This window comes from Halobaculum sp. MBLA0147, from assembly GCF_041361345.1.
Taxonomy (GTDB): domain Archaea; phylum Halobacteriota; class Halobacteria; order Halobacteriales; family Haloferacaceae; genus JAHENP01.
The window spans coordinates 51,525-75,555 of record NZ_JBGKAD010000005.1 but is presented as its reverse complement, the minus strand read 5'-3'; the positions used below and the strand labels follow the sequence as shown (position 1 = coordinate 75,555).

Sequence of the window (24,031 nt, the reverse complement as noted above, 5' to 3'; positions counted from 1 at the left end):
TACACGTCGTGATCAGTTGTCTGTCCAGCGAGTGCCGATTGGAAGATACAGACAGTAACTCACATTCATTTGAAATGATGTTTGTGGAGTGTAAAGATGTCTGGTCTCTCCTTCTCGTCGGAAAGAGCGAAAATGGAAGTGTCCAGCTTTGCGTCACATCTCAAAAAGCAGTAGACTGAGGTAAGATCCCACGCACCCCCCGATTTCATATCGAAAAAGGGGTGTGGGTCCCACCTGTTTTCGCTATTCACAAATGGGGTAGAAGAGCGGGACCACTCGGTTGTAGACCTTGCTGCCACTCGAGTTTTCACCGTGCTGAATTTTATACCCGACGCCCGTCTCTTGCCGGCGTGTCATTTGCCCGGGCCAAGCCGATTGATGATCTCTACGAGGAAGTCGCAGACTACGATCTCGTCGTGGTGCCAGACGCGCCGCTGGCGAGTGCGTTGAATCGGCGGATCAAGAGACCCCATCTCGGCACGTTTGCGATCACACCACGCCGTCTTGCGGCGGGGCGGCGCGAGGAGGCCGAGGACCGGATCGCGTTCTTAGAACTGATCGAGCAGACCGACTTGGACTGGAAGCGCGGTGCCTACGCGATCGGGAATATACTCCAGTGCTGGGAGCACCAGGGTAGTCGTGAGGCGATCCTAGACTACGATGCGTACGTTGACGCCGCCACGCGCCAAGCGGTCGAACACATTGCTGATCTCGGGACGACCTCACAGCGGCTCACTGAGTATCGGATCGACGCCAGCCAGAACGTTGCCGTCGTTGGTGAGGACCAGCTGACGCAACTTGAACGTTCCATCCTCCCAGCCGAGTACGATGCCTACGACACCTTCGATCAACAGGTGTTCGAGTACCCACCGTTCCACATCTTTGACTCCTCGACAGCAATTGTCGACACAGTCGTGGACGCCGTCACCGACGAGAATGCCAACGACATCGCCGTCGTGCTCAATCGGGAAAGCGAATTCTCTGCACTCATCGAGGCTGTATTTGAGGCGAACAACATCCCGTTCTACGGTGGACCTGGGTTTGCAGACCATCCTGATCACCGGACGTTCGTACAGTTGCTTCGAGCCGCACACGGCGGCAGTGACACTCGCGTAGGCGACATTCGTCCACTGCTTGCACGGCTCGATATCTCGCTTGCTGTCGAGCATGACGAGAAGCGCCTGTACGAGGTCGAGGCTGCTGAGCTGGATTGGGTTGTCGACTTCTGCACCCACATCGAGGAGCGGACGTTTAGCGATGCGCTCACTCGATTCGAGGACAAGACCGATCGCCGTCTTGACGCATTCCGTGATGAACTCGACGCACTCGGTCTCGCCGACGCGAATGCGACCGAGCGTACTGTGGAGCAACTTGTCTTCTATCTCCAAAGCTACGAGGTGCCTGTCGATCGTGACAACGAAGGCGTGCTGCTCGCCGATGCGAAATCGGCAGCCTACGTCGACCGGCCAGTCGTCTTCTACTTGGGGCTGGATGAGGACTGGACGCATTCGCCGCCACGACGGCCGTGGGTCGATCAGGACGCGCAGTACACACGCAACATCACCCAGTTCCAACTCCTACTCCAGAGTGGGGCGACGCAGTACTACCTCGTTCAAGATGCACGAGGCGGATCATCAGTCACCCCGTGTCTCTATTTCGAAGAGTTGCTCGATGAGGAGTTCGAGCGGTTCAGCGACCTCGATGCAACCTCACACACGCGGTGGGATGGGCACGCCGGTCGTGGGTTCGAAAAGGAATCGGTCGACGTGACAACGAACGAGGTCTCGACGATCAGTCAATCGACTCTGAGTACGTACGTGAACTCGCCGCGCGACTACTTCTTTGACAGGCTCGTCGAAGGGCCTGACAAGGACTACTTGAAGGAAGGGAACCTCTTCCACGACTTCGCGGAGTTCTACGTCACCCACCCGGAGTTCGTCGACGCCGAGATCATCGACGATGTCGTGTCGTATATGCTCGCCGAGACACGGCCATTCATCCGATCTGTGGATGAGGCGACGCGGCGAACAAAGTATCGCGCTGGGTTAGAGACCATCGTGGCCTTCTTCGACGAGAACACGCCAGTCGACGGAGAGTTTCTCACTCCGACAAGCGGGTGGGGCAGCAATGCCTTTGCCGAGCGTTTCGACAAGCCCGTTGACTCGCCTGTTACCGAACGGTGGTTCGAGAATGAGACCCTGGGTCTGAAAGGGAAGATCGATCTGGTCCACTCGCCGACCCAGTTGATCGATCACAAGAGTAGCTCACGGAAGAGCGCCTCAGAGGTTGTCACGAACTCCGCACTCGACCCGCCCAATGATACGCCTGACTTCCAAGCGCTGTTGTATCTCGCCCACTGGCGGTCACAGCAGCCTGATCAGCACCTAGAGTTCACGTTCTTCCACTTCCTCGAGACGCTCGATGATATCGTCACCGGGGATGCCGATCTCGAGGACACGCTGACAACGATCTCGTATCACCCGGTCTCGTTCAAGGAGTACGCCGCCTCAGAGGCGTTCTTCGAGGAGGTCGTTGCAGATGGAGCGAACAAGTGTCAAAAGACACTCTCGCAGGTGGCGTACGCGGACTACGCCGCAGTCTTCGATGGAGCCTCGCTCCCGGCAACGACTGACAGTGAGGAACTCATCAACTCACCATTCGGCGCAGAACTGACGAGCCAGATGAAAGACCACGTTGGAGACTACAAATACGTCGAGACAGGCTGTGAACAGGTGATGCGGCAGCTGACACGCACTCGGGGGCAAGCCTTCTTCGAAGGCGATCTCGACGCCTTCGAGACGTTTGTCGACGAACGACTGGAAGAGCTGAACCGCCGGCGCGCCGGCGAGGAACGGTTCCCCGTTGAGGGATTGGGCGGGGAGCCAAACTATCGCTACGTGGACAATCGCGATCTGCTCTTGGAGGGTGACCGATGAGTGAGCCTACGCCGAACGACCAGCAAGGAGATCTGATCGAGAACATCGATGGATTGTATCGCGTCGACGCCGGCGCTGGCACGGGCAAGACCTTCACCGTCACACGTCGGTACGCTACCATCGTCTCGCAAACGGATGTTGATCCTTCGGACGTCCTGCTGGTGACGTTCACCGACAACGCGGCCAGCGAAATGAAAGAGCGGATCGTCGGACACTGTCACTACGGGATGCGGGAGCTTGCGGATGCACCGATTCAGACCTTCCACTCACTGTGTTACGACCTGCTCGACGAACACGGCCACGATGCGCCAACCTATCTCGGGATCGACGACCGGATCACCGGATCGACACGGATCATCGAGGACGAACTCGTCGAGCAAGCGTTGTTCGGCGAGTTTATCGACCGGTTCAGTGACGCACATCCCGAGTATGACGACGTCTTCCGCGCACTCGATGAGCCTGCGGAGCTTCTCGGATTACTCAACCAGTTGGCGGCGAAAGGCGTGTTCCCTGACGCGGACGGCTGGTACCGTGATGGAGAGCAGCACCTCGATGGAGACTTCACCGCGTTCAAACGGCAGTTCGACGCGATGAATCGCCCACGGAACGGTGGCAGCAAGCAGTCACGCCTTCGGTCGAAACTTGGCCGTTACGGCCGCAACAAGACCTATCTGCCCGATGCACCCGAGAAGGCAGCGATTCGCGGCAGCGGGAAGCAAGTCCCCGACAAGACGGCTGTCCGGGCTTTCGAAGAAGACCGAGAGGGGCTCAAACAGTTCGTCCACGACGTCTACTACGAGTACCTGCAGTTTGCCCTGCGACGCAACTACCTGAACTTCGGGATGCTCCAGCTGTTCGCGTTTGTTCTCCTCTGTGAAGACCACTCGGTACGCGATGAGCTGGCATTTGAGTACCTGATGATCGACGAGTTCCAGGACTCGAGTGAGATCCAGTTCAAACTCGCACTGCTCCTCGCAGGCACGAACAACATCTGCGTTGTCGGGGACTGGAAGCAGAGTATCTACAGCTTCCAGTATGCGGATGTCGACAACATCCTCGAGTTTGAGGACCGGCTGTCGCAGTTCGCTGCGCAACTGAACAGTGACCACGAGCGTGTCTCGTTCCCGACTCGTCCTGTGACCGATGTCAAACTCAAGGAGAACTACCGCTCGACACAGGAGATTCTTGAGTTCTCTGAACACGCTCTGTGTGTTCCTGCAGCCAAGCACGACGATGTTGACGTTGCTGCGATCGATGATCGGCTTGTCTCACTGCAGTCAAACACCGACCACGAGAACACCACCATCGAGGCGATCCGGAGTGACGAGGAACAGGAGGCAGTGCTGGCGAAGATCCAGGAAATCGTCGACAACGACGACTACCGGGTAGAGAATGAGGATGGAGAACTCCGGACGCCGGGGCCTGGTGACATCGCCGTGTTGACGCGGACGCGTGACTTTGGTCGAGAGCTGTTGGAGACCGCAGAGGAGTACGGACTGCCCATGGCGTACGAGGGTGGCATCGAGCTCTTCCGGACAGACCAAGCGAAGCTCTTGCTGGCTTGGCTCCGGATTCTTGAAGACGACACCGACCGTGGCTGGGCGGTGGTGCTCGAGCAGGCGGGCTACACACTCGATGAGATTGATGCGATTCTCGACGCAGAGACGTACCCTGAGAACATGGTCGCGTTCCGCAACGATGTCCGGTCGCTGGAGACACTCGGCGGTGTTGCACGACGCGTGTTTGCGCGCTACGGGTATGATGGTCCAACGGCCGACATGGTCCTCCACACGCTCGAGTCGGTTCACGAGGCTACCACGCAGACGCGCGGCGATCTCATCCAGTTCATCGAGCGTGCGATTACGGCTGGGAGTACCCACGAGGTGCACGCGAGTGCCGGGACGGACTCAGTGACCGTGCAGACGATCCACGCCACGAAGGGTCTTGAGTACCCGATCGTCATTCTGGCGAACATGAACAGCGGGCGGTTCCCGCCGAGTGGTGGGACTAGCGCTGGTATTGCGTATGACGACCCGATCGGATTGCGACAGCGCAAAGTGTACGCTGAGGAGGCGCACGGCCGTCCACACGTCTACGACAACTGGCAGGCTGATGTCCTCCGGAAGTGTCTGCCTCGCAACTACGACGAGGAACGCCGGCTGCTCTACGTTGCTATCACCCGTGCTGAGAGTCACGTCGTGTTTAGCGCTGGTAAGGACCCGAACAGTTTCATCGAAGAACTGCCGGTGGAGGTTGCGGAGATTTCCCTCGATGTCGACGAGCAGACGCTGGGTCCGTCGGAACAGACTGCGCTCCAAGTGGATATTCCTGTTCCGGAGGGCCCACAGGGGCAGACACCGCACACGCTGATGAATGACGACGTGTTTGAGGATGTCGACGGCGGGAGAGGAACTGAGTTCGGCTCACAAGTGCATGACTTCGCCGAGGCGTACGCCCTCGGCGATGCAGGTACGCCCCGGAATGCAGATGAAGAACACGTCAAGCGATTCCTCGACCAGTTGGAGGGTGAGCTGCTCGTCGAGGAGGAAGTCTATCTTCCAGTGTCCGTTGGTGATGATCGTGTGACGGTCTCAGGAATTGTCGACCTCATGCACGTGACGCCTGATCAGGTTGAGATTGTAGACTACAAGACTGACCATGGTCGGCACGCTGAAAGTGAGTATCGAAAGCAGCTGAGCGTGTACTATCATGTTGCGCAAGAGGTCTACCCTGATCGTGAGGTCACTGCTAGTATCTTCTATACGGAGACTGGCGATCGGCAGCAGGTTGACCCGCTTCCTACTCAGGAGATACAGCACTTGGTTGGGTAGCTGAACCTTGCGATTGAGTCGTTGGCCTACATTAAATCTTAGCAATTTGGTATAGGGCCGTGTTTGATCACGATCTTCAATCCATAGACGAACCGCGCGAGTACGGTTTCCAAAAACCGGTCGTCGACACCGTCGCGACACACATGGGGCAGTGGGAATTTGCGCCGGTGCAACAGCACTGGTAGGCAGCCAGCGACCGACCAGAGCGGGTCGTTGCACCGGCGCAAGTGGGGACCGGACGCGGGGGCGGGGGGTGTATGCAGCGCCAGCAACATCACTGCTCACAGGTGATCGAGCAGGCGGTCGTCGTCTTCGGCCATGAGGACGTGGCCCGCAATGAGGTTGTGCGACGGATCGACTGCTGTCTCGACTTTCCAACAGTCCTCCAGTTTGAGCATCGTCGCCGTCTTGCTGAGGACGCGGACGCCCAGCGAGTGCCAACTCTGGATCGGCCGGTAGTTGCCGACCAGCACGGCTGTGTCGCCGTGGAGCATCTCCAACAGTTCCAGGTGTTCGTCGCTGTCGACTTGTCGGCCCATTGGGTCTCTTAGTTGTTTCACGGTGTCAGCGCCGGTCCTGTCCGTTTTATAATGGGTACACTGAGACGGACAGGCATCCGGATGCGGGGTGGGTGTTTCCTCGCCAGCGTGTCGGTGGTCCGGTATGCTGCGACAGCGCGTCAGGCAGTTCGGCGGTGGTGACGAGCGGGTGGCAGAGGTGAAGCCACGCGTGGCGATCAGGATGCGAGTGGTGTGCGTCAGCGGGCGCACAACATGATCGGCACTGCGCTCACGTTCGGGATCGGCGTGATGGTGCTGATCCTCGTGATGATCGTCGTCGGGTTGTTCGTCAGCTACGTCCCGACGAGTGGTGCCTATCAGAGTCAGATCCGGACCACGATCGACGTGGCTGGGGCCGGGTTCATCATCACCGCCGTGGTGTTGCTGTTCGTCCCTGTCGACGGGCTGGTGGCGTACCTCTATCGGAGTGGCCTCGGTGGGTTCCTGCAGTCCGGTGGGGCGCGATAGAGAGCTTCTGGGGCACCCAGTTCACGACAGGTCTATTTACCAACAGGAAGGTTGGCAATTAAAACTCATACTGTACAAATGGGGGCCCTGTCTCACATTACTCAGGGGAACTATTGCCTGTGGGCTCTTCACGAAGTTGGTCTACGATGCTCGCGCGTATCCCGCTGAGTTCCTCCGAGGTGAACGCCGTCTGCCACGAAGCCCGTGCGTCGGTGAACACTAGGGAGACGGTCACGTCGCTGTCGGGATCGTGCTCGGAGAGTGCAGCGGTGTAGGCTCGTAACTGCGGAAGGTACTCATTTGCGGCTGCCTCGACACCGTTCTCCACTGGACCTGTCTTGTAGTCGACGACGTGGTATCCAGTCGACGTGACGAGCAGGTGGTTGATGAACCCGTAGATGTCTGCGTCCTCCACGGTCGCTCTCACGAACAGTTCGTCGTACTGCGCGACTGTGTCCAGTTCCGCGGCCAGCTCGTCGACGAACTGGATACCGTACTAGGCGTACCCCCTCAGTTCCTCCCAGAACTTGGCGACGTTCGCACGGGCCTGCTCAAGGCGATGAGTTGCACAACCACATTATACCAGGAGGAGTAGGGGTGACCTGCCTACGGTGGGGGAGCAGGGCTGTACAAAATTAAAAATCTAATCTCGCGGAGTAGTGGTCTTCTCTGAGAGTGGGTAGCCACACCCACTATATCGCTAATAAAATACGTCAGCAGTCTTTATAACTCAGCTGGTTGCGTGTTAGCACCGGTGGAACGATTTTCCCGAGACGGAGACTTGATAAAAGAACTCCGACTGCCGGAGATTTTCGACAAGCGTAGTGAGTCGTGACGCTGTATCGTCTCGGAAAATGACACCCAGTTCTAGATTGCCCCCGAGCCCTTTGTGTGTCAGGTTGGCTGTGCCCAGATAGGCCAGTTCCCCGTCTGCGATGACCATCTTCGCGTGAAACGTCGTCCATGTCTCGTCGTCAATATACTCGTAGTAGGCCGTTGCTGATGTGAGCCGCTGGTTGGTAGCCACTCCCCGGGCGAATTCACGGTTAAAATCCTTATCACCATAAGTAAGGTACCGCGTGATGAGTGTGATATCCGCGCCGTTGTCTGCTGCTGTAATAAGTGCCGGTCGGAGTCGCTCGTAAGCTTGCTCGCTGAGAAACGGGCTCATCAAAACGAGGTCATCCTCAGCCGAACGGATGAGTTCGAGCAGATTGGCATGAAGTGGCTCGAACATCCCGGGATCAAGTGCCCGATCATCATAAGGGATGGTAGCAACGACAGTGTTCTTGGGCGGGTCGACCTGCCCGGCGATCAGTCGGGCACCGACGAATGCCTCCCGAAGCGCCTCGACGTTGAGGTGCCCGTCGTCGAACACACCCTCAACGGCGAGTTGGTATACGATATTTTCAGCGTTCGTTGTCGAGAGGTCGCACGGGGCGATATCTCGAAGTGCCTCAGGAGTCACCTCGCAGTCAGCGTGGTGGAGATATTCAAGACTGGCACGCACGCCGTCGAGCGCGTCGGCTGGGACAGCCTGTGAGAGGATGCGGGCCGTTTCGAGTAGTGCGTCTTGGTCGAGGTTCGCTGGGTTTGATGGCATCGTTAATAGTAGCGGGTTTCAACGACGAATCCCCCAAGCAAGACGATATTGAACATCTTTGGACCGTGCAAGCCTCCTTGGGTTTGAAGAACTCCCTGAGCGGGTCGTGTCAGTCGTCGTCGAGGACGACGTGCCGGTAGCCGGTGAGGTCGCGCCCGTCGAAGTTGCCGCCGTAGAACGTCCCGCGTCCGAGATTGTGGTTGGCGTTCTCGGTGGAGATGGCGGCGAGGTACAGGCAGTCCTCGCACGCACCGTTCTCGTCGTGTATACACACCGGGTCGTACGAGCAGTCGTACAGTTCGTCGAGGTGGGCAGCGAAGTCGTCGAACTGCTCCTCAAACAGCGTCCACAGCGACCCGAGCGCGAAATCTGTATCTGGACGCTTGTAGACGACGAAGCTCATCGTCCGGGGCATCAGGTGTTCGACGAGCGACTCGCGCTGGTGGCCCGCGAGTGCCCCCATCCCGTTGATGAACAGGTGCGCGGTCGTGTTCAGAAGCGTGTAACAGTGTCGGGTGACGCACTCGGCGGTTCCCGGCGGGGCGTTGTCGGGGAGTTCGTCGTAGCGACCCGGCGGGTCGATGTTGGCGACGAACCAGCGGCGCATCTCCTCTGGGTCGTCCGTGTCCGGCTTCGAGACCGTCTCGGGCAGGCCGCTGGGGGCGTCGAACAGGTCGTTCTCGTCAAGCCACTCGACGACCGTTTCGTGGTCGAACTGGACGAGAACCGCCTCGGCGTCGTTCGTCTGAGCGAATATCTGTGGGGCGGAGTGGTCGCCCGTTCGGAACAGATTCAGTTCGACGGGCCGCCCGTCGCCTTCGCCTTTGCCGCCGGACGCTTCCGTGCTGGCGTCGTCGCCGTGCCGCCCCTCCTCCTCGGTGTTGGCTTCAGCGGGGTTGCGGTCTTCGCCCGGCGGGTTCGGGGCGGTGCGCGTGTAGCCGTACGTGGCGGCGGTGATGGGGAAGTCCTTGATGAGGCGGACCTCCGCGAAGTTGAGGTCCTCGCGCAATTGGTTGTACTTGCGCACTTTCGGGAGCGAGAGGTGGGTGTCTTCGGCGTTGTTGTCTACCATCTCCTGATAGGAGACGGACTCGATACCGCTGGCGGGGGCGTACTCGGGGGAGACGACGCTGAGGTGTTCGTACAGTTCCTCCGCGAGCGTCGTCCGGGCGTCGTCCTCGAAGCACCCACCGAGCCACTCCTCGGTCTGGTTGCGGTGTTCCTGCACGTCAACCATCAGTCGCTCGCGCGCCTCGTCGAGTGCCTCCTCGATCTCCTCTTCGTCGCCGTAGACGAGTGCATCGGTGCCTCCGAGGATGTCGGCAGCTATCTGGCGCTTCTCGCGGTCTGAGGGTTCGGTTTCCTCACCGCCCAGCAGGTAGTCCGAGACGATGCGCGCCTGATAGTGCTCGCTGGAGTGAAGATCGTCAAGCTGTGGCTGGACGTTGATTAGGTTCTTGACCTGCGGGTAGAACGCGCTACTGGAGGTGTGGTTCAGGACTTCCATGTCCTCGTTGTCGCAGTCTCCGTTCGGACAGTAGACAGGCGTGCCGTAGAACGACGTGGTGTCGTGGGAGGGGTCCACGGCACACTCCCAGTACCACGAGGCCATCTGGGTGGTTGGACGACGGAATCGCATCCCTGCGCCGCAACACTCGGGAACATTGAGCTCGTCGATGGTGCCGCATTCGCAGATGGCGACGAACGGCAACTGGTCACGGTCGGTGAGCCGCTGATTACAATTGGGGTTCTGGCAGACGGCGAGGTCGCGGGCGTCGTTGCCCTCCTCGGCCATCTCATCCATCTGGTCGCGGTCGAACTTCGTGACGGACTTACAGGCGTCGCACTCGAAGGTGAGTGGGTAGATGAGGTAGTTCGCCCAGCCCGGCTTGAGGAGTTCGGTGTTGGCGTACGTGAGGTCGTCGCGGATGGCGTCAGCGTTGGGCCACTTCGAGATGTGGCGGTGGACGCGGCTGATGACGTAGCTCTTGGGCAGGTCGAGTTCTACGTCCTGCCCGTACTCGTCGAGTTCGTTCTTCAGCCCGGCGACGCGCCCGCTGAGGTTGTTGTGCGCGTGGTTGAACGTGTTCCACGGCAGGTAGTCGTAAATGAACTTCGACTGCGACCGTTCCATCGTCTTGTTGTCTGACATCGTATCGTGTGTCCTTCTATGAAGGTGTGTTAGGGTGGACTCCGCTCAGTTCGCCCGGGTGAGGGCGTCGATGAAGTCCTCATGGTAGTCGTTGCTGGTGATTTTCGCGCTCTTCCCGATATCACGGAGACTCCGCATCGGCTCCACGTCGCCGTCGAACTCCGGCGTGTCCATCTGGGTGTCGAGCTTGTCCATCCAGTGTCGCCACGTCTCGTCGAGGCGGCTGGACTCCTCGCCCCGGCCCGTCAGCACTTTCTCCACGAAGTACTTGTTCGTGTAGAAGCCGGGGTTGCCGTCGGCGTCGGTCGGCATGTACGAGAGGTACGTGGGCTGGTCGCGCATCACGTAGGCGTCGCGCAAGTCGTCGGCCAGCGCGTCCTTCGTGAGTTCGGGAAAGTCCGCGTCGTTGTTCATCATCTCGTAGAGATGGTTCGCGGACTGGACGTTCGCGCGCTTGGTATTACCCTGCGCGGTGATGGTCATCGGGTCGCCGCTGGCGTCTGTCTTCCGGTACATCAGCGGGCGGTAGTACTGGATGAGGATAGCCATCAGGATGCCGGGGAAGGTCTTCTCGACGGCGAACTTCGCCCAGCGGTCGATGGGTACCGGCTCGACCGTCCGCGAGAGGTACTCGTGGAGCTTCTCGAAGTACTTGAAGCGGTGGCGGTCGCGCTTGTCGAACGGACGGAACACGTCCAGCACGTGACCCGGGACGCCCTCCTGTCGCCCGACCCGCGAAGATGCTTGGATGTACTGGAACGTCTGGGACGGGTACCCGAAGAACAGCATGAAATTGAACCTGTCCACGTCGATGCCGTGACCGACGAACGACGTGGCGGGCACCGTGTCGATGCGCTCCTCGAAGGGGTCGTCCGCGAACTCGCCCTCGCGTTCGAGGCGCGGGAGAATCTCGTCATTGCGGGTGTCCGCTGTCAACTGCTGAGCCTCCATCGGGGGTGCGTACCCCTCGTCGCGCATTTCGTCGTTAATCTGCTTCTGGATGTTCTTCCGGTAGGTGTCCTTCTCGCGCTTGTTCGTGAAGTACACCAGCGAGGTCTCGTAGGCGTCCAGCACGCCCGCGACCGTTTCGTCGATGTCGTCAATGTCCGTCGGGTCGAGTCCTGCCCGCGTTGCCACCGTCTCGGGTTGCTCGTCGTAGTAGTCGCGGATGACTTCGTGGTACTGCTTTACAAGATCAAGGACGGCGTACAGGTGGGTTCGGTTGTTCGGCGTGAGGCCGTGGTACTCGCGTTCGACTTCGCTCTCGGAGAGTTCGCCATAGAACGTTTCCCCGAGCTCGGGGCCCTCCTCGGGGAAGCGCGTCGCCTCCATCTGAAAGAGGTTGCGAATCTGGCGTTCGTACTCCGCGATGGTTGCCGTCGAGGTCAGCACCTTCGGCGTCACGTCGAACAGCTTCTGGCACAGCGTGAGGAACATCGTCTCGTAGTGGCTGGCGAACGCGCCGAGTTCCTCGTTCAGCAGGTGAACCTCATCCACGAGGTGGAGCGTCGGAACTGGGTCGAAGTACTCGGTCTCCTCGCGCTGTGCCGGGTCGCGCGTCCCGGGGTTGATGTCTATGAACTCCTCGGAGTCGTCCTCGTATTCGCAGAGGTGTTTCTCGGGACAGCGCCCTGAGTAGCCGATGCCGTGAACGGGGCACTTCGTGGTGAAGTTCCCAAGCAGGTTGGCGAACAGCGGTTGCATCCCCATCACCGCGATTTTGTCGAGCGACCCGAGCAGGACGCTCGGCGTGTAGCGGTAGATGTCGTGGTCGGTGACGTAGATGGGGAGTCGTCCAACGCACTTCTCGTCGTCGTCGAGGTTGCTCTCGGTACAGTGATGGTAGACGCTGTTGGCGTTTTGGTCGTACCGGACGTTCACGTCGCTTCCACAGAGCGGGCACTCGTCGAGGTGTTTACAGTCGTCTTCGAGCTTCTCTTGGCTTGCGCGGTAGTCCTCGTCGAGGTGGTTGTTCTTCCCGATGTCGTTCGGGGAGTCGCGCGAGCCGACGAAGTAGCCCAGCGAGAACGGTCGTCCGCTTCCGCCGAGTCCTCCCTCGTCCTTGGGGGCCCGACGGATGGCGTCGGCCTCCATCATCGCCTCCATAAATCGCTGTTTCTGCTGGCGACTGAGCAGGCGAAGCGGGAACCGAATCCAAGCGGTGACCCCATTGTCCTTCCCGCGCATCCGGTCGAAGAACAGGTTGAACAGCACGAGCCCGAGGTACGCCTCCGTCTTCCCACCGCCGGTGGGGAACCATAATACCTCGGCCATATCGTCGTATCGACTCTCATACTGCTCGAAGCGCGGGTCAGGGTCGCGGGTGACAATGCTTGAGAGGTTCGAGACGATGAACACCAACTGGAACAGCCGCCAGCCGTCGAAGGCGTCGGCCTTGACGTTGTGGACGGTGTTGTTCACGCGGTTCATCATCTGGAACGCGCGCCGCACGTCGTCCTCGTTGCGAAGTACCTCGATGCCCGCGTCGAAGCGATTGGCCTCCTCCTCGAAGTTGTCGGCGGCGTCCATGAATTCCGTGAACTCGTCGGAGTCCTCGCCGTACTCACGGATGAACTCCGACTTCTTCGAGCCGCGCCACTCTCCGAGGTAGTCGTCCATCCCCTCGGAGATGTCCTCCAGCACGTCGACGGTGGAGACACCAGACACGTCCCCTGCGAGCGCCTTGAACCGGGTTTCGTGGTCGTTGTTGAACTCGAACTCGAAGACGGGTGCGCTGGGCGTCGCGGTGGTTTCGACGCGGAATCGTTGGGCGTCCGCGTCGAGTTCATCGACGGTTGTCGAGCAGTTGTGCCCCTTCGCCCAGATGAACTGGTCGAAGCGGTAGTCGTCAGGGCCGAGGTCGAACTCGTAGCGGTCAACTGCGGCCTCGGTCGCGATTTTCGGGTTGAAGATGTGCGGCTCGTCCGCGCCCTCCTCGTCTTCCTCCCCGCCGACGGGTTCATTCATCAGGCGGAGTGAGACCTCAGTGTCCCGAATCTCGACACCGAACGTGACCGCCCATTCGAAGTCGCCGGGCGGCACCTCGTTGAATGAGTCGATGACTGTCTGGAACTCGTCCGCATCAAGGTCGTGGAGGTCAAAGTCGTCTCCCTCCCATTCCTCGGGGTCTGCGGTGTCGCGGGTGGCCATCACGCCATCCTCGCGGTCGGCGTGTCCTGTGGCAGCTTCGAGCGCGGCCTCGATTTCGTCCGCGATGCGTTCGGTCAGCCGCTCGCGTTCGTTTTGTGGGGAGGAGAGGTCGAGCTCAGTCTCGATGCGCACGTCCACGCGCCGGTAGAAGTCCTCGTCGAGCCGATACAGTTCGGTCTCGTCGAGGTCGGCCACGTCTATGTCGTCGGCGTCCTCGCCAGTGGCGGCCTCGCGTTCGAGCGCGGCGGCGCGTTGCGAGCGGGCGAGGATTGTCTTGTACTCCTCGAACGTCGGGTGGCTGGGGTAGTATAGGTCGAACTCGATTTTGAGCGGTTCGAGCGTCGCCTCGCGGTCGGATGGGCGGAAGTCCAGCGTGATGGCGCTGGGCTTGATTTGCGAGACGAACTCCTCGCCGTCGCTCACCCCGTGCGTCGGGGCGAGGTTCGAGACGTAGTACTCGCGCTTGGGCTCCTCCGAGATGCAGTACGGCTGGTGTCGTCCGCGCGCTCGGGTGAGCGAGTCGTTGAGAATCGATGCGCCGATGGCGTCGTGGTGGGTCGGATTCACCTTCGCTTCGTCGCCCGCCGAGAGAGGCGTTGCGTCTGCCTCAGCCTCGGTATCCGGGCTGGTGATTCGTCCCTCGTTTGGTGTTGTGTTTTGATCCACGTTGGATGGTCCTCCAGTTGAAGACAGCCTGACGACTGCGGCCTCAACCGCCGTCAGTTATGTCAACTTTAATGACGGTCTGTCTTTCGATGTCGCGTGCAATATTCTTTATCATATTCTCGTTGACATCCCCACCAAACTTCGCACTCGTCGAGGGGTTGAACTCGGCTTCAACCGCCCGACGGACATTACGTCCGATGCGTCGATGTAGGAGACGCAGGTGTTTCATCGCCTGCCAGACGGCCTCGTGTAATTGTTCAAGCAGTTCACCCTCCAGTTCTGGTCGGAAGATGTGGAGAACCCGGCGGCAGTCGCCCTCATCGAGGGGCCCGATGTAGCGCCCTTCTGCCCATGCGCGGACGGAGTGCCAACTCTCGATGTCCGAGCCATACTCCTGTAGGGTGTTCACCACATCTGAGTAGTTCATCCCCTCGCGCTCCATTCCGGTACTGAGCAGTTCCCGCCACTTCTCGACGAGGTCTTCGTCCTCGCGCACGGCATCGCGCTTGTGGGCGGATTCCAGCAACACGTCATAGAGGTCTCCCGCCACGCTGTCAAGGAGCAGAATCTCTTCGCCTTCGGATACATTCTTAGCCTTCTTGCGGGTGATTTTCGCTTTGTCCGAGTCGTAGACGGTGACGACGCTCGCCTCCGAGAACGTGCGCTGGTCGCCGTTCCCCAGATGGAATACGTAGTCGTCGCCTCCACTCCCGCCCGCAGAACGTTCGCTCGAAGATGATGACCCGCCACCGTCGAAGTCGGTGCGGCGGATGTAGCTCTCGATGTCGCTTTCCAGTGTGTCGATATCGAACACGTGGTCTTCTACGTCGCCAACCGCGCCTGAGGACCCGATGCTCGTCGTCTTGTACGAGGCGGTGATGTTCTCGGTAGCGTCCTGCGCAGCCTTCCGCACGTAGTTTGACCAGAGAGCGTTGTGGATGAACGCGACCTGTCTTGAAGGCGGGAATTCAAACACATAGTCGTCGCGGTACGGCGGGTAGAGGAACACGTAGCGCGTGTCCGGCATCGGCGTCACTTTTTGCCGCTCAATAAGTTCGACGTTTCTGGGGATGGCGTAGCCCGAGTCGGTTGCCGCGAGCCGGAGAGCCTTTTTTTTCGGCTGTGTTACTCACGACGAACCGCGAAGTGTCGTTGGTCTCGCCCGCTCGCTGGATCGCGTCGAGGACGGTGTTTTGGAGAACGTGCTTGTCGTTCAGGTAGCCTTGCACCTCATTGGCCTTCCGTGCGTAGTTGAACAGTAGGTTGCCTCCCGATGAGGCGTTCTCAGCGCGTCGTTTGATCCGCTTGATGTAGCCGGGGACATCGTCAAAGAACGCGTTCGAGCCGACCGCACGCGTCCAGTAGTGGGGCTTGAACGGCTGCTTCGTCAGCCGGTTGAAGACGCGGGAGACTTCCACATAAGCGAGGTCTCGGTTCTGGCACTTGTTTTTGAGTTCGATGAAATCAGGAATAAGAGATCCGAAGTCCTCGTCTGTAATGGGAAACTGGAGCACCTCCACACCGCCATTCGAGAGGATGCGCTCTTGGGTAGTCAGGTCGCTCTCGCCGGGAGACGCGTCGTCCTTGCTGAAGGCCTGCGCAAGCATCTCATTGGTCACTCGAAGCGTACTCGTGTCTATACGGTCGCGGGTGAGTTCAGCGGCGGGCCCCATTTCGTCGGTGTAGAAGATGGTCGGCACCTCAGGGTGTTCCTCACAGAATGACTCGATGCGGTCGAAGGCCCGGTCGTTCCACTCAGGCTTCTGTAGGTCAACGAACATCGCCCCGATGGGCGCGTCGTGGTCTTCTTCATCGAACACGAATCCATCCTTCGCGGTGTACACACCCCACTCGGCGTCCTGCTCGCTCAACGCGTCGATAGGGTGTCGTGGGATGAGCGGTGTCTTGTTGTCCTTGGCGTGTTTTGTCGTCTGGAAGTGGAAGTTGTCTACCTCGCTCAGGTACCCCCGCGACGGTGCCGGGAATACGAGCATTGGGAGGCCATCCGTTCCAGGGATGCTAGGTTTCTCCGAGTACGCATAAGAGGCGATGATGGCGACGGGTAGAGCAGTTGTCGGGAATGGGTTGTGGATGAGAAGCGAACGGCCTCCCTCAATGTTCCTGAGCGTTTCTTCAACGATTGCACATTCTGTCGTTCCAAAATGAAATGGAGTCCCATCGCTTCGGATGCTTCCTTGGTGGAATCCTCCTAAGAATGCGCGCTGACGACAGGCCTCAGCACGCTTTGTAATCGCCTCCATTTCTTATGTGACCCCGTGACACATTGGCAGCTATTTGTATTAAAAGATTGTGGACTGTTCACTCAGCCTACTACTCAATCTGACGTGGCGGTTCCGGCATCTACTGTTGTCGTGGAAGCAGTATCGAAGTCCAATTCAGCTACTAGCTCCTTCGCAACAGCGTGAATCATCGGAATAGGGACAGTATTTCCGGTGAGTTTTCTCCCTCGGCTACGGTTTGAATCGTCGATCTTGAACCATTCAGGGAAGCCCTGTAACCGAAGTTGTTCGCGAACTGTAGGACGACGTTCACCGTTTACGAGCAGATAGTTCCACGACGACGACGCCCGAAGCGTACCACAGTAGGGACGGGTCGTGATCTGTCCCGCACGATTCTCGTGCCAAATAGATGGCTCAGGAATGGCCGACACATCTTCAACATCCTCGCGCCGATCAGATTGTACCTTTTCGCTGGCGTAGTACCGCTCATCTACGTCATTCTTGTCTTCGAGGATATCTGCTAGTGCCTCGCGTTGGTCAGTCTCAGTTGCCAACTTCGCCTGATTCTGGGTCGGGATGGAGAAGGAATCCTCGTCAGGCGCGAGGTCATCATGGAACCCGACGACGATGAGCCGCTCGCGGTGCTGAGGGAGCCCGAAATTGAGCGAATTAAGCACTTTGTCGAATACAGTGTATCCGCATTGTTCGAGTGCGCTTCTAACGGTCTCGTATGCGTCGCCATCCTTAACGAATCGAAGGTTCTTGACATTCTCCAGCATGAACGCTTTGGGTTGCTTTTCTTTGAGTATACGTATAATATGATAAAATAACATTCCTCGCTCATCTTCGAGTCCGTCGAGCTTACCCATCTGGCTGAATGAAGGACACGGCCAGCACGCCAGCAGGAGGTCGTGTGAAGGAACGCTGTCTGCCTCAACTTCGCGGATGTCGTGCTCGGTGATGGGGTCCTCCCAGTTACGCTCGTACACTTCCTGTGCATCCTCGTCAATTTCACAGGAGAACACGCATTCGCCTCCAACCGCTTCGTAGGCAGCACGCGTTCCTCCGATACCGGCAAACAAGTCAGCAAAGGTGAATCGGCTCATTTTAGCTTTGGAATATGTTTCAATTTCTTTGGACGGGACAGATACCTGAGCGTATCAAGAGTGACAAGGCACGAACATTTCAAAAGAGTTGTGGTTACTTTGAGGGGTGTATACTTGACGACGTTGATATGGTGAACCGCAACCTCGCGGTGATAACGAGGTGTATTGGAACGCCGTATGAATCCGACCGAGGTAGTTACCGGAAACGCGGAACCACCCCAGAGAGCCTGAAGCCGCTCCCTCGCGACGCTCTATGTGATGCGAAGCACCGACCAGAATCAGACTCGCGGCGGCACCGAAGTCAAGATCAAAATCGTCGAACCCCTCTCGGGCGGTGGCTGTCGCCTCGACCTCACCGCCGACAGCAGAGAGTGACGCGTCGACGTAAGCGCGACCGGGACACCGGAGCTGGTCACCGGCTGGAACAGTCGCGGAGAGGTAGACGCAGACGCGGAGCTACCGGATTGGATCGAGGATGCGCTCGCCCACGTCGGGAGAAAGTGATGTCACTCCGCCTCGTCAACCGGCTCCAGCTCGCTCGCGTCCAGCTCCTCATTGAGGTAGGCGCGGCCCTCATCGGTCAATTTGTACAGCCCCTGGACAACACGCTCTATCAAACCATATTCCGCCAGGACAGCACAGCGGTCGTGTGCGTGACCAGACGATGGTCCACCGTAGTGTTCGATTCCTTTCGGAGTCAGGTGTTGGTTGTCGTGAAGGAGTTCCAGGATCTGATCGTCCGATGGCACCATCCACTCCGCGCGCTGGCGCATTTCATCTGTTGTCTGATGAGCATTCCTCATGATAGCACCGGTTGGGTGAGGATACGAGAGCTTCCTCCTTATTCCCTGTGACGTATCAGGTACTGACTGCAAAATCCTCAGTAAGGTATTTACGAAGTCGGGCATAATCTCGATTCGACCCGGCCCCTTGCGGGAAGGTCCCGCCCTGTTGGAGCAGGACGGGGGTGGGTCATCCCAGTGGATCCCCTCTTACGAGGGGTTTCGAACGACCCATGAGCAAGTCACACGAGCGGGGTCTTAGTCGTGGCCCCTCACGATCCAGCGCACCGGCTGTCGACCACCAGCGAACTGTCTGTGCCGTCTGCGGCGGCTCGCTCGCCTACCGATCCACCATCATCGAGGGCGACACCTGCGTCGAGAACTACCGCTGTCGCGGCGCCTGCCGAGGTGGCGGGCACCGCCTCCGCCAGCACGGGACACGCCTAGCGAGCGGCGGGCCAGTGTTCACCGGCGACCAGAACCACACGCCGACGTACCCGGGCGACCTGACCGAGCGCCTCGTCGACAGGGAGGTGGCGTAGATGCGCGACGCCACCCGACTCAACGGGCGGTCCACCCGCAGCGACCAGCGGGACCACCCGAACCCGGGGGAGATGTCCACCGAGGCACTCCGCAACGAGATCAAGCGCCTTGACGAGGAGGTGGACTGGTTCGGCTGTATCGCGGACACCCGCGAGCAGTGGCAGCGCTACCAGGCCCTCTCCGACGAACTATCCAACCGGGACCCGACGCGCGTCCCAGCCTGCGACGAGTGTGGCGCGCGCCAGTGGCGCACCAGCGCCGGCGAACCGATCCACTGCCAGTCCTGCCAGGTCACGCCGTCACGCGAACGCCGCGACGAGATCCGCCGCGCTTGGGCGAATATCAGCCCCCTGAACGAGGCACCAGATGGCGGCCGCTGAGACCGTCGTGTGGCTGCTCAGAACGTACACATGCAGCCACCGTGACTCACGCCCCTCAGGTACCAGCATAGCCTACGAAGACCTCACAGCGCGGCCAGCAGGGACTGACGGACAACGCACAGCGGGTACTGCTGACAGTCCTGACACGAGCGTCACCGTACATACCCGGACCGCCAGCCGAGTCTTCGCTCCAGCGCACACGAATGCTGTAGTTGGCGATCGTGATCGTCAACGAACACCCGAGATAGGCTCACCGGAACCCACGACCAGCTGCGCAGTGAATCACCGCCAGTACACATCGCAAACGGGGGGTGGACACCAGCTGCCACTCCGACTCCATATCCCTCGAGTTTCCGACACTGGCGGGCGTGCCCAGACAGTGATCGCCACCTCAGAGCGATGCCACCACCATCCCGCAGTAACGGACCAACGACCATGAGCGCCGGAGCTAACCAACAGATCCCCTCTCGGGGTAGCGCGTGTTGGTTAGCTGCTGCGCTGCAGAACGTACCCGATCAGCCACCAGACCACCACACGCGATCACCCCGGCCGGCAGACCACGGTTCGATTCCGTGGCGGGGAGTGCAGGCTCCCGCCTGCGGCTTGCGATGACAGATACAGAGACACCCACGACGGACGACCGACTCGCCGCACTTGAGGCGGCAGTCGAGGAACTGCACGATCAAAACGCACAACTTCGCGACCGCGTCGACGCGCTCGAAACCGAGGTCGACACCCTGGACGACGAGATTAACCAGCTCGAAGACCGCGTCGATCACCTCCAACGGGAGAACGCCACACTGCGTGGTCAGCTGTCTGACCTCGACGACATCGACGAGCGAGTCACAGCGCTCGAATCACGACCACACCTCGACTGGGACACGAAGGAGTTCGACGACGCCACGATCGTCCGCCCAGAGAAAGCAAACTATCCCATCGGCAGAGCACTGACCACGAGACCATCGCGGGATGAAGTCGAGAGTGAGATCGACGACGTGCTTGAGATGGTCGACGCTGGCGAACGTACCAACCAACAGAACGATACCCGATTCCGAGTCGCCCCCGAGACACCGCTCGAGGAACTGTGCGCTTGCCCGGATACGATCCAACAGCAGGCGACTGAGAAAGTCGATATTTATCGAGCCGTGACGTTCGCCGAAGAGCTGTACAGTCGATCGAAGGCCGTGCCAGGCGGTGAACAACGAATGGTCCGGGCATCGGACCTCTCGAGGTGGCTGGCGTCACACACGGACTGTCGGACTAACGCGACAGGCGATCGTGCACACGGGCAGACAATCACCCGTGTCATCGAAGCACTCGATGAGTTTGGGAAAGACGGGATCAGTGTCGAAGATGACGGCGGACGTGGTACAGAACGTCGAGTAATGATCGATGCCGAACTCGCGGATCGCTGTCAGAAGTTCGGGGCAGCCACCGTTGAGGCCGACGTGGTGAACCAACTGAATGCCGTCGACGCCGGGAAACACGAGTCCGTGACCGGATAATCACCGACCCCTCGTGATTCCACCATACCCAGCCGGGATTCCAGCACAAGGCTAACTCTCGTTCACACCGCACGTCGCGGCACGTAACTGTCGTGTAGCACCAGCAGGCGGGAACCGCTCTTGCGTTTCAGTAGGTGTTGACGGAGGAAACGCGAGAGTGGTCGCGCGGCGAGAAATCATCGATCACGGGTTCGTGATTCTCACTGGTCCAGTGTTCTTCTCCGTGAGTCGTGACGACTGACACGGGGTGTGTACAGTCTTTAATCCGTCTGTGGCAACCCAACCAGTCAACGGCTTCGAGAGCAAGCAAGTGTCGGTGGAGAACGGGTAACAAAGCGTGTCCACTGCCGGTGTGGACAGTGTCAGGGATCTATCTCGCGATAGGCGCCAAGCTTCGTCATGCGTGAGCGGTCGCTCGGTGACCGCCTGGTCACGATATACCCCCGTCTACTGAATGGCTCTTGGCTTGACGTGGTGGGAACACCAACTACGGCTAGCCTCCATCGTTCTGGTTAGTACTACAACTCCTATTGCCATTGACTCTGACTCGCGAGGTCTCGGCCTACCCCGACGCTACGTCGGCCGCGCCGTGACACCCGGAACCGACCACCGGGCTAACCAACACTACTAATCGGTATGCCGTCTTGTTGGTTAGCGTGACAGCGGACGACACCGACTGCCCGACCGGCGAACCCGACGCTCCGGACTCACTCCCGACGTACCTCGTCGACGGCGTGTCAAAACAGGACGCAGACACACTCCGCGAGCTCGCCGCGTACGCGACAGCGATGGCTGACTGGCAGGAGGCGGAGGCTCAGCAAAAACTCGAATCGGACGCAGAACACGACACTGACACCGTACCCGATGCGTGGGACGAAGACGAGTGGAAACAGCAACTCGAGGAGGCGCGGGCGGAGGCAGACGTGAGTGGCCAAGCCACGCTCACGACAAAGACAATCGACGGCCACGACTACTACTACCTCCAGTGGCGGGACGGCGACTCCACCCCAAGCAAGTACGTCGCACCAGTCGTTCCAGCGAGCAGCAACTAACCAACAGCGGGCCGGAAACGTAGCTCGTTGGGTAGCTGCCGAATATCCAGTCGCGAGCGATGACGACCCAGAGGATCAAGCTGAGACCGATTCCAAGTCCGTTCGCGATGACCTGTGGTCCGACTGGTACCGTCCACCGAGCCGGCGACTGACGATGGTGACCAGTTCTGCTGTCCACGAGGTGCGCGTCCAGTCCGTTCGTGGGCCGATCGGTCGCTTGCAGACTCGGACCTACTGATCGGGATCAACATCCAGTGCGTCGGCGAAGAGGTTGATCCCCTCGAACAACGCAGCAGTCCCGACAATCTCCGTGATTTCAGTGTCGGAAAACTCCCCAGTCAGATCCTCGTACAGGTCCTCATCAATCGTTTGTGGATCGTCTGCAGCGGCAGCGGCGAAGGCCGTCGCAGTAGCCTCCCGTTCGGACAACTCCCCGAACTGGCCGGTCGTGATCGCCTCAATCTCCTCTTCGGTCGCGTCGACATTTCGCAGCAACGACAGCGAGTGGGCATCGACACAGTACGAGCAATCGTTGGCCGCACTCACCGCGACGCCGACCTTCTCCAACAGTTCGTGTCCGAGCTCGCCACTGCCGAATAGTTCGCCTTCCGTCCCAATGAACCCGTCGGCCACGGCGTCACTGTGTCCCATCGTCCGAGCGATATTCGGGATCAATCCAAACTGGTCTTCAGCAGCATCGAAGATCGTCTCAACTCGTTCTGATGCCTCGTCATCGCCGACGTGAGCAATTCGTGTCACAGAACGAGTCAGTGGCTCCAGCGACAAAAGCCGTCGATCTCCGGAATATCGAGGACGAGTAGTCGATGAGCGACGACTAGGACTGGGACAGTGCAAGGGTACGCCTGTGGAGATTACGCTCCCCCTATTCACGGTATCGGGTGCTACCGATGTCGTGGATGGAAAGAGCGTCCGGGAAACGGAAAGGACCACTCTTGAGCAAGCCGCGCCAGCGGCTGAGTAGGGTGGGTCATTCATTCGTTGAACGAGTGGTCTAGGCAGACACCCACACCCGAGAGCCGAAACCGACGGCTATCGGAACCGGATCGTCTGTCGGTCCGGGAGGTCAAGCCCGTTGGTGTCGTGCCCGGCGGCGTGCGCGTTCACGACAGCGGCAGCCGGCGACTCGCGGATCGCCTCGTCGTCGTACCCGGCCTCAGTGAACGCGTTCAGCAGTCGATCCTCGCCTCGCAGGCTATGTTTCTGGTGATAGTCCTCTGCGAGGTGGAACTGTGAGAGTTGCTCAATGCGTGTCTCGATCCCATCGCCTGTGAGCCCGTTGGCCTCAAGCCACGCAGTGAGCGCGTCACGTTGGCTCGTCGTCGCGACGAAGACGATGTTCTGGTACTGGGTCGTCCGCGTCTGATTGTGCGGGTCGTGGAGCTGGAACGCGCGGTCAAGCAGTTCCGTGTAGGAGACAACCGTGGGGTCAAAATCCACCTGCAACGCCTCCGTCTGATCGCCCAATGCGTGGTACGATGGATCGCGTTTCGTCCCGCCGGCGTAGCCGACTCTCGTTTTGATGACGCCGTCTAAGGCCCCGAACTCCGCGTCCGGTCCCCAGAAACAACCGAGTGCGAACGTCGCCGTTTCTGTCGCTGCCCCCGCTTGTTCGTCGTACTCGCGTACGTCTGCTGGTGTGAGTGTCATACTGCGGTGGTCTCTGTCTAGGAGTACGTTCGGCAACCCGATAGTCGTTCGGCTGCCGTCTCCGCCGCGTTGGGCTGATGTGGGCTCACTCACTGCTCAGCCGCACCGAGCGGTACCGACAGCGGCAGTCTACAGCGCGTCGAGGATATTCAGAAGCCGCTCCCGTAGAACTTCTCGTCACAACCAGTCGGCACTTCTGCAGCCTTGACCTGATTCGCGTTGTACTTCGGGTTCGTACTCTTGACGAGCGCGGCCGTAGTGGTGAGCTACGAGGCCGCCATCGAGTACCAGTGAGATCGACGTAGGGGGGTAATGTCGATAGAGTAGACGATTACGTCAAGAAACTCTTTGACGGGAGGGAGCTGGTCAGGACGATGAGTCGGCATTTA

General features: G+C 59.5%; 18 protein-coding genes. 7 read left to right on the top strand and 11 right to left on the bottom strand.

Going from position 1 to position 24,031, the window contains the following annotated elements; all coding sequences use genetic code 11:
• The first annotated feature begins 350 nt into the window (after positions 1-350).
• Together RYH80_RS19215 and RYH80_RS19210 are read left to right on the top strand one after the other, a co-directional pair.
• Positions 351-2,936: a PD-(D/E)XK nuclease family protein gene (locus RYH80_RS19215; RefSeq protein WP_370905712.1), complete on the top strand. Its 2,586-nt coding sequence runs from the start codon at positions 351-353 to the stop codon at positions 2,934-2,936.
• Positions 2,933-5,767, top strand: coding sequence for a UvrD-helicase domain-containing protein (locus tag RYH80_RS19210; RefSeq protein ID WP_370905711.1), 2,835 nt, complete (start codon positions 2,933-2,935; stop codon positions 5,765-5,767). The genes RYH80_RS19215 and RYH80_RS19210 overlap by 4 nt, the downstream gene beginning before the upstream one ends.
• Before the next feature lie 281 nt (positions 5,768-6,048).
• Here the strand turns inward: RYH80_RS19210 and RYH80_RS19205 are convergent, their stop codons facing one another.
• Positions 6,049-6,306 carry a hypothetical protein gene (locus RYH80_RS19205; protein WP_370905710.1) on the bottom strand — a complete coding sequence of 86 codons (258 nt, stop codon included), beginning with the start codon at positions 6,304-6,306 and terminating at the stop codon, positions 6,049-6,051.
• A gap of 234 nt (positions 6,307-6,540) precedes the next feature.
• Between RYH80_RS19205 and RYH80_RS19200 the strand changes: the two genes are divergently transcribed.
• The gene (locus RYH80_RS19200) at positions 6,541-6,795 is read left to right on the top strand and encodes a hypothetical protein (protein ID WP_370905709.1); all 255 of its coding nucleotides are present in this window, start codon (positions 6,541-6,543) and stop codon (positions 6,793-6,795) included.
• Between the two features lie 97 nt (positions 6,796-6,892).
• Here RYH80_RS19200 and RYH80_RS19195 read toward each other — a convergent pair whose 3' ends face one another.
• The 8 genes from RYH80_RS19195 to RYH80_RS19160 form a co-directional block, all read right to left on the bottom strand.
• The gene (locus RYH80_RS19195) at positions 6,893-7,210 is read right to left on the bottom strand and encodes a PD-(D/E)XK nuclease family protein (protein WP_370905708.1); all 318 of its coding nucleotides are present in this window, start codon (positions 7,208-7,210) and stop codon (positions 6,893-6,895) included.
• Between the two features lie 330 nt (positions 7,211-7,540).
• Positions 7,541-8,398: a phospholipase D-like domain-containing protein gene (locus RYH80_RS19190; protein WP_370905707.1), complete on the bottom strand. Its 858-nt coding sequence runs from the start codon at positions 8,396-8,398 to the stop codon at positions 7,541-7,543.
• Positions 8,399-8,507: 109 nt separating this feature from the next.
• A complete protein-coding gene (locus RYH80_RS19185) occupies positions 8,508-10,550 on the bottom strand; it encodes a DUF8724 domain-containing protein (RefSeq protein WP_370905706.1) in 2,043 nt (680 codons plus the stop codon).
• Positions 10,551-10,595: 45 nt separating this feature from the next.
• On the bottom strand, positions 10,596-14,267 hold the full coding sequence (locus RYH80_RS19180) for a DEAD/DEAH box helicase family protein (RefSeq protein WP_370905705.1): 3,672 nt from the start codon (positions 14,265-14,267) through the stop codon (positions 10,596-10,598).
• A 142-nt stretch (positions 14,268-14,409) separates the two neighbouring features.
• Positions 14,410-15,393, bottom strand: a complete 984-nt coding sequence (locus RYH80_RS19175) for a DrmE family protein (RefSeq protein ID WP_370905704.1) — start codon at positions 15,391-15,393, stop codon at positions 14,410-14,412.
• A gap of 19 nt (positions 15,394-15,412) precedes the next feature.
• Complete coding sequence (locus RYH80_RS19170; RefSeq protein ID WP_489753339.1) at positions 15,413-16,627, bottom strand: hypothetical protein; 1,215 nt, start codon at positions 16,625-16,627, stop codon at positions 15,413-15,415.
• Between the two features lie 74 nt (positions 16,628-16,701).
• Positions 16,702-17,712: a DNA cytosine methyltransferase gene (locus tag RYH80_RS19165; protein ID WP_370905702.1), complete on the bottom strand. Its 1,011-nt coding sequence runs from the start codon at positions 17,710-17,712 to the stop codon at positions 16,702-16,704.
• 506 nt (positions 17,713-18,218) lie between these two features.
• On the bottom strand, positions 18,219-18,620 hold the full coding sequence (locus RYH80_RS19160; RefSeq protein WP_370905701.1) for a PhiH1 repressor: 402 nt from the start codon (positions 18,618-18,620) through the stop codon (positions 18,219-18,221).
• Positions 18,621-18,727: 107 nt separating this feature from the next.
• Between RYH80_RS19160 and RYH80_RS19155 the strand changes: the two genes are divergently transcribed.
• From RYH80_RS19155 to RYH80_RS19140, 4 genes are all read left to right on the top strand, one after another.
• The gene (locus RYH80_RS19155) at positions 18,728-19,036 is read left to right on the top strand and encodes a hypothetical protein (protein ID WP_370905700.1); all 309 of its coding nucleotides are present in this window, start codon (positions 18,728-18,730) and stop codon (positions 19,034-19,036) included.
• Positions 19,037-19,417 (top strand): hypothetical protein, encoded by a 381-nt coding sequence (locus RYH80_RS19150; RefSeq protein WP_370905699.1) that lies wholly within the window; start codon positions 19,037-19,039, stop codon positions 19,415-19,417.
• Between the two features lie 608 nt (positions 19,418-20,025).
• Complete coding sequence (locus tag RYH80_RS19145; RefSeq protein WP_370905698.1) at positions 20,026-20,922, top strand: hypothetical protein; 897 nt, start codon at positions 20,026-20,028, stop codon at positions 20,920-20,922.
• A gap of 656 nt (positions 20,923-21,578) precedes the next feature.
• Positions 21,579-21,974: a hypothetical protein gene (locus RYH80_RS19140; RefSeq protein WP_370905697.1), complete on the top strand. Its 396-nt coding sequence runs from the start codon at positions 21,579-21,581 to the stop codon at positions 21,972-21,974.
• Between the two features lie 231 nt (positions 21,975-22,205).
• On the opposite strand, the gene RYH80_RS19135 is transcribed toward RYH80_RS19140, so the two are convergent.
• Both RYH80_RS19135 and RYH80_RS19130 read right to left on the bottom strand, forming a co-directional pair.
• Positions 22,206-22,733, bottom strand: coding sequence for a carboxymuconolactone decarboxylase family protein (locus RYH80_RS19135; RefSeq protein ID WP_370905696.1), 528 nt, complete (start codon positions 22,731-22,733; stop codon positions 22,206-22,208).
• A 291-nt stretch (positions 22,734-23,024) separates the two neighbouring features.
• Positions 23,025-23,642: a peptide-methionine (S)-S-oxide reductase MsrA gene (locus RYH80_RS19130; RefSeq protein ID WP_370905695.1), complete on the bottom strand. Its 618-nt coding sequence runs from the start codon at positions 23,640-23,642 to the stop codon at positions 23,025-23,027.
• Positions 23,643-24,031: the final 389 nt, after the last annotated feature.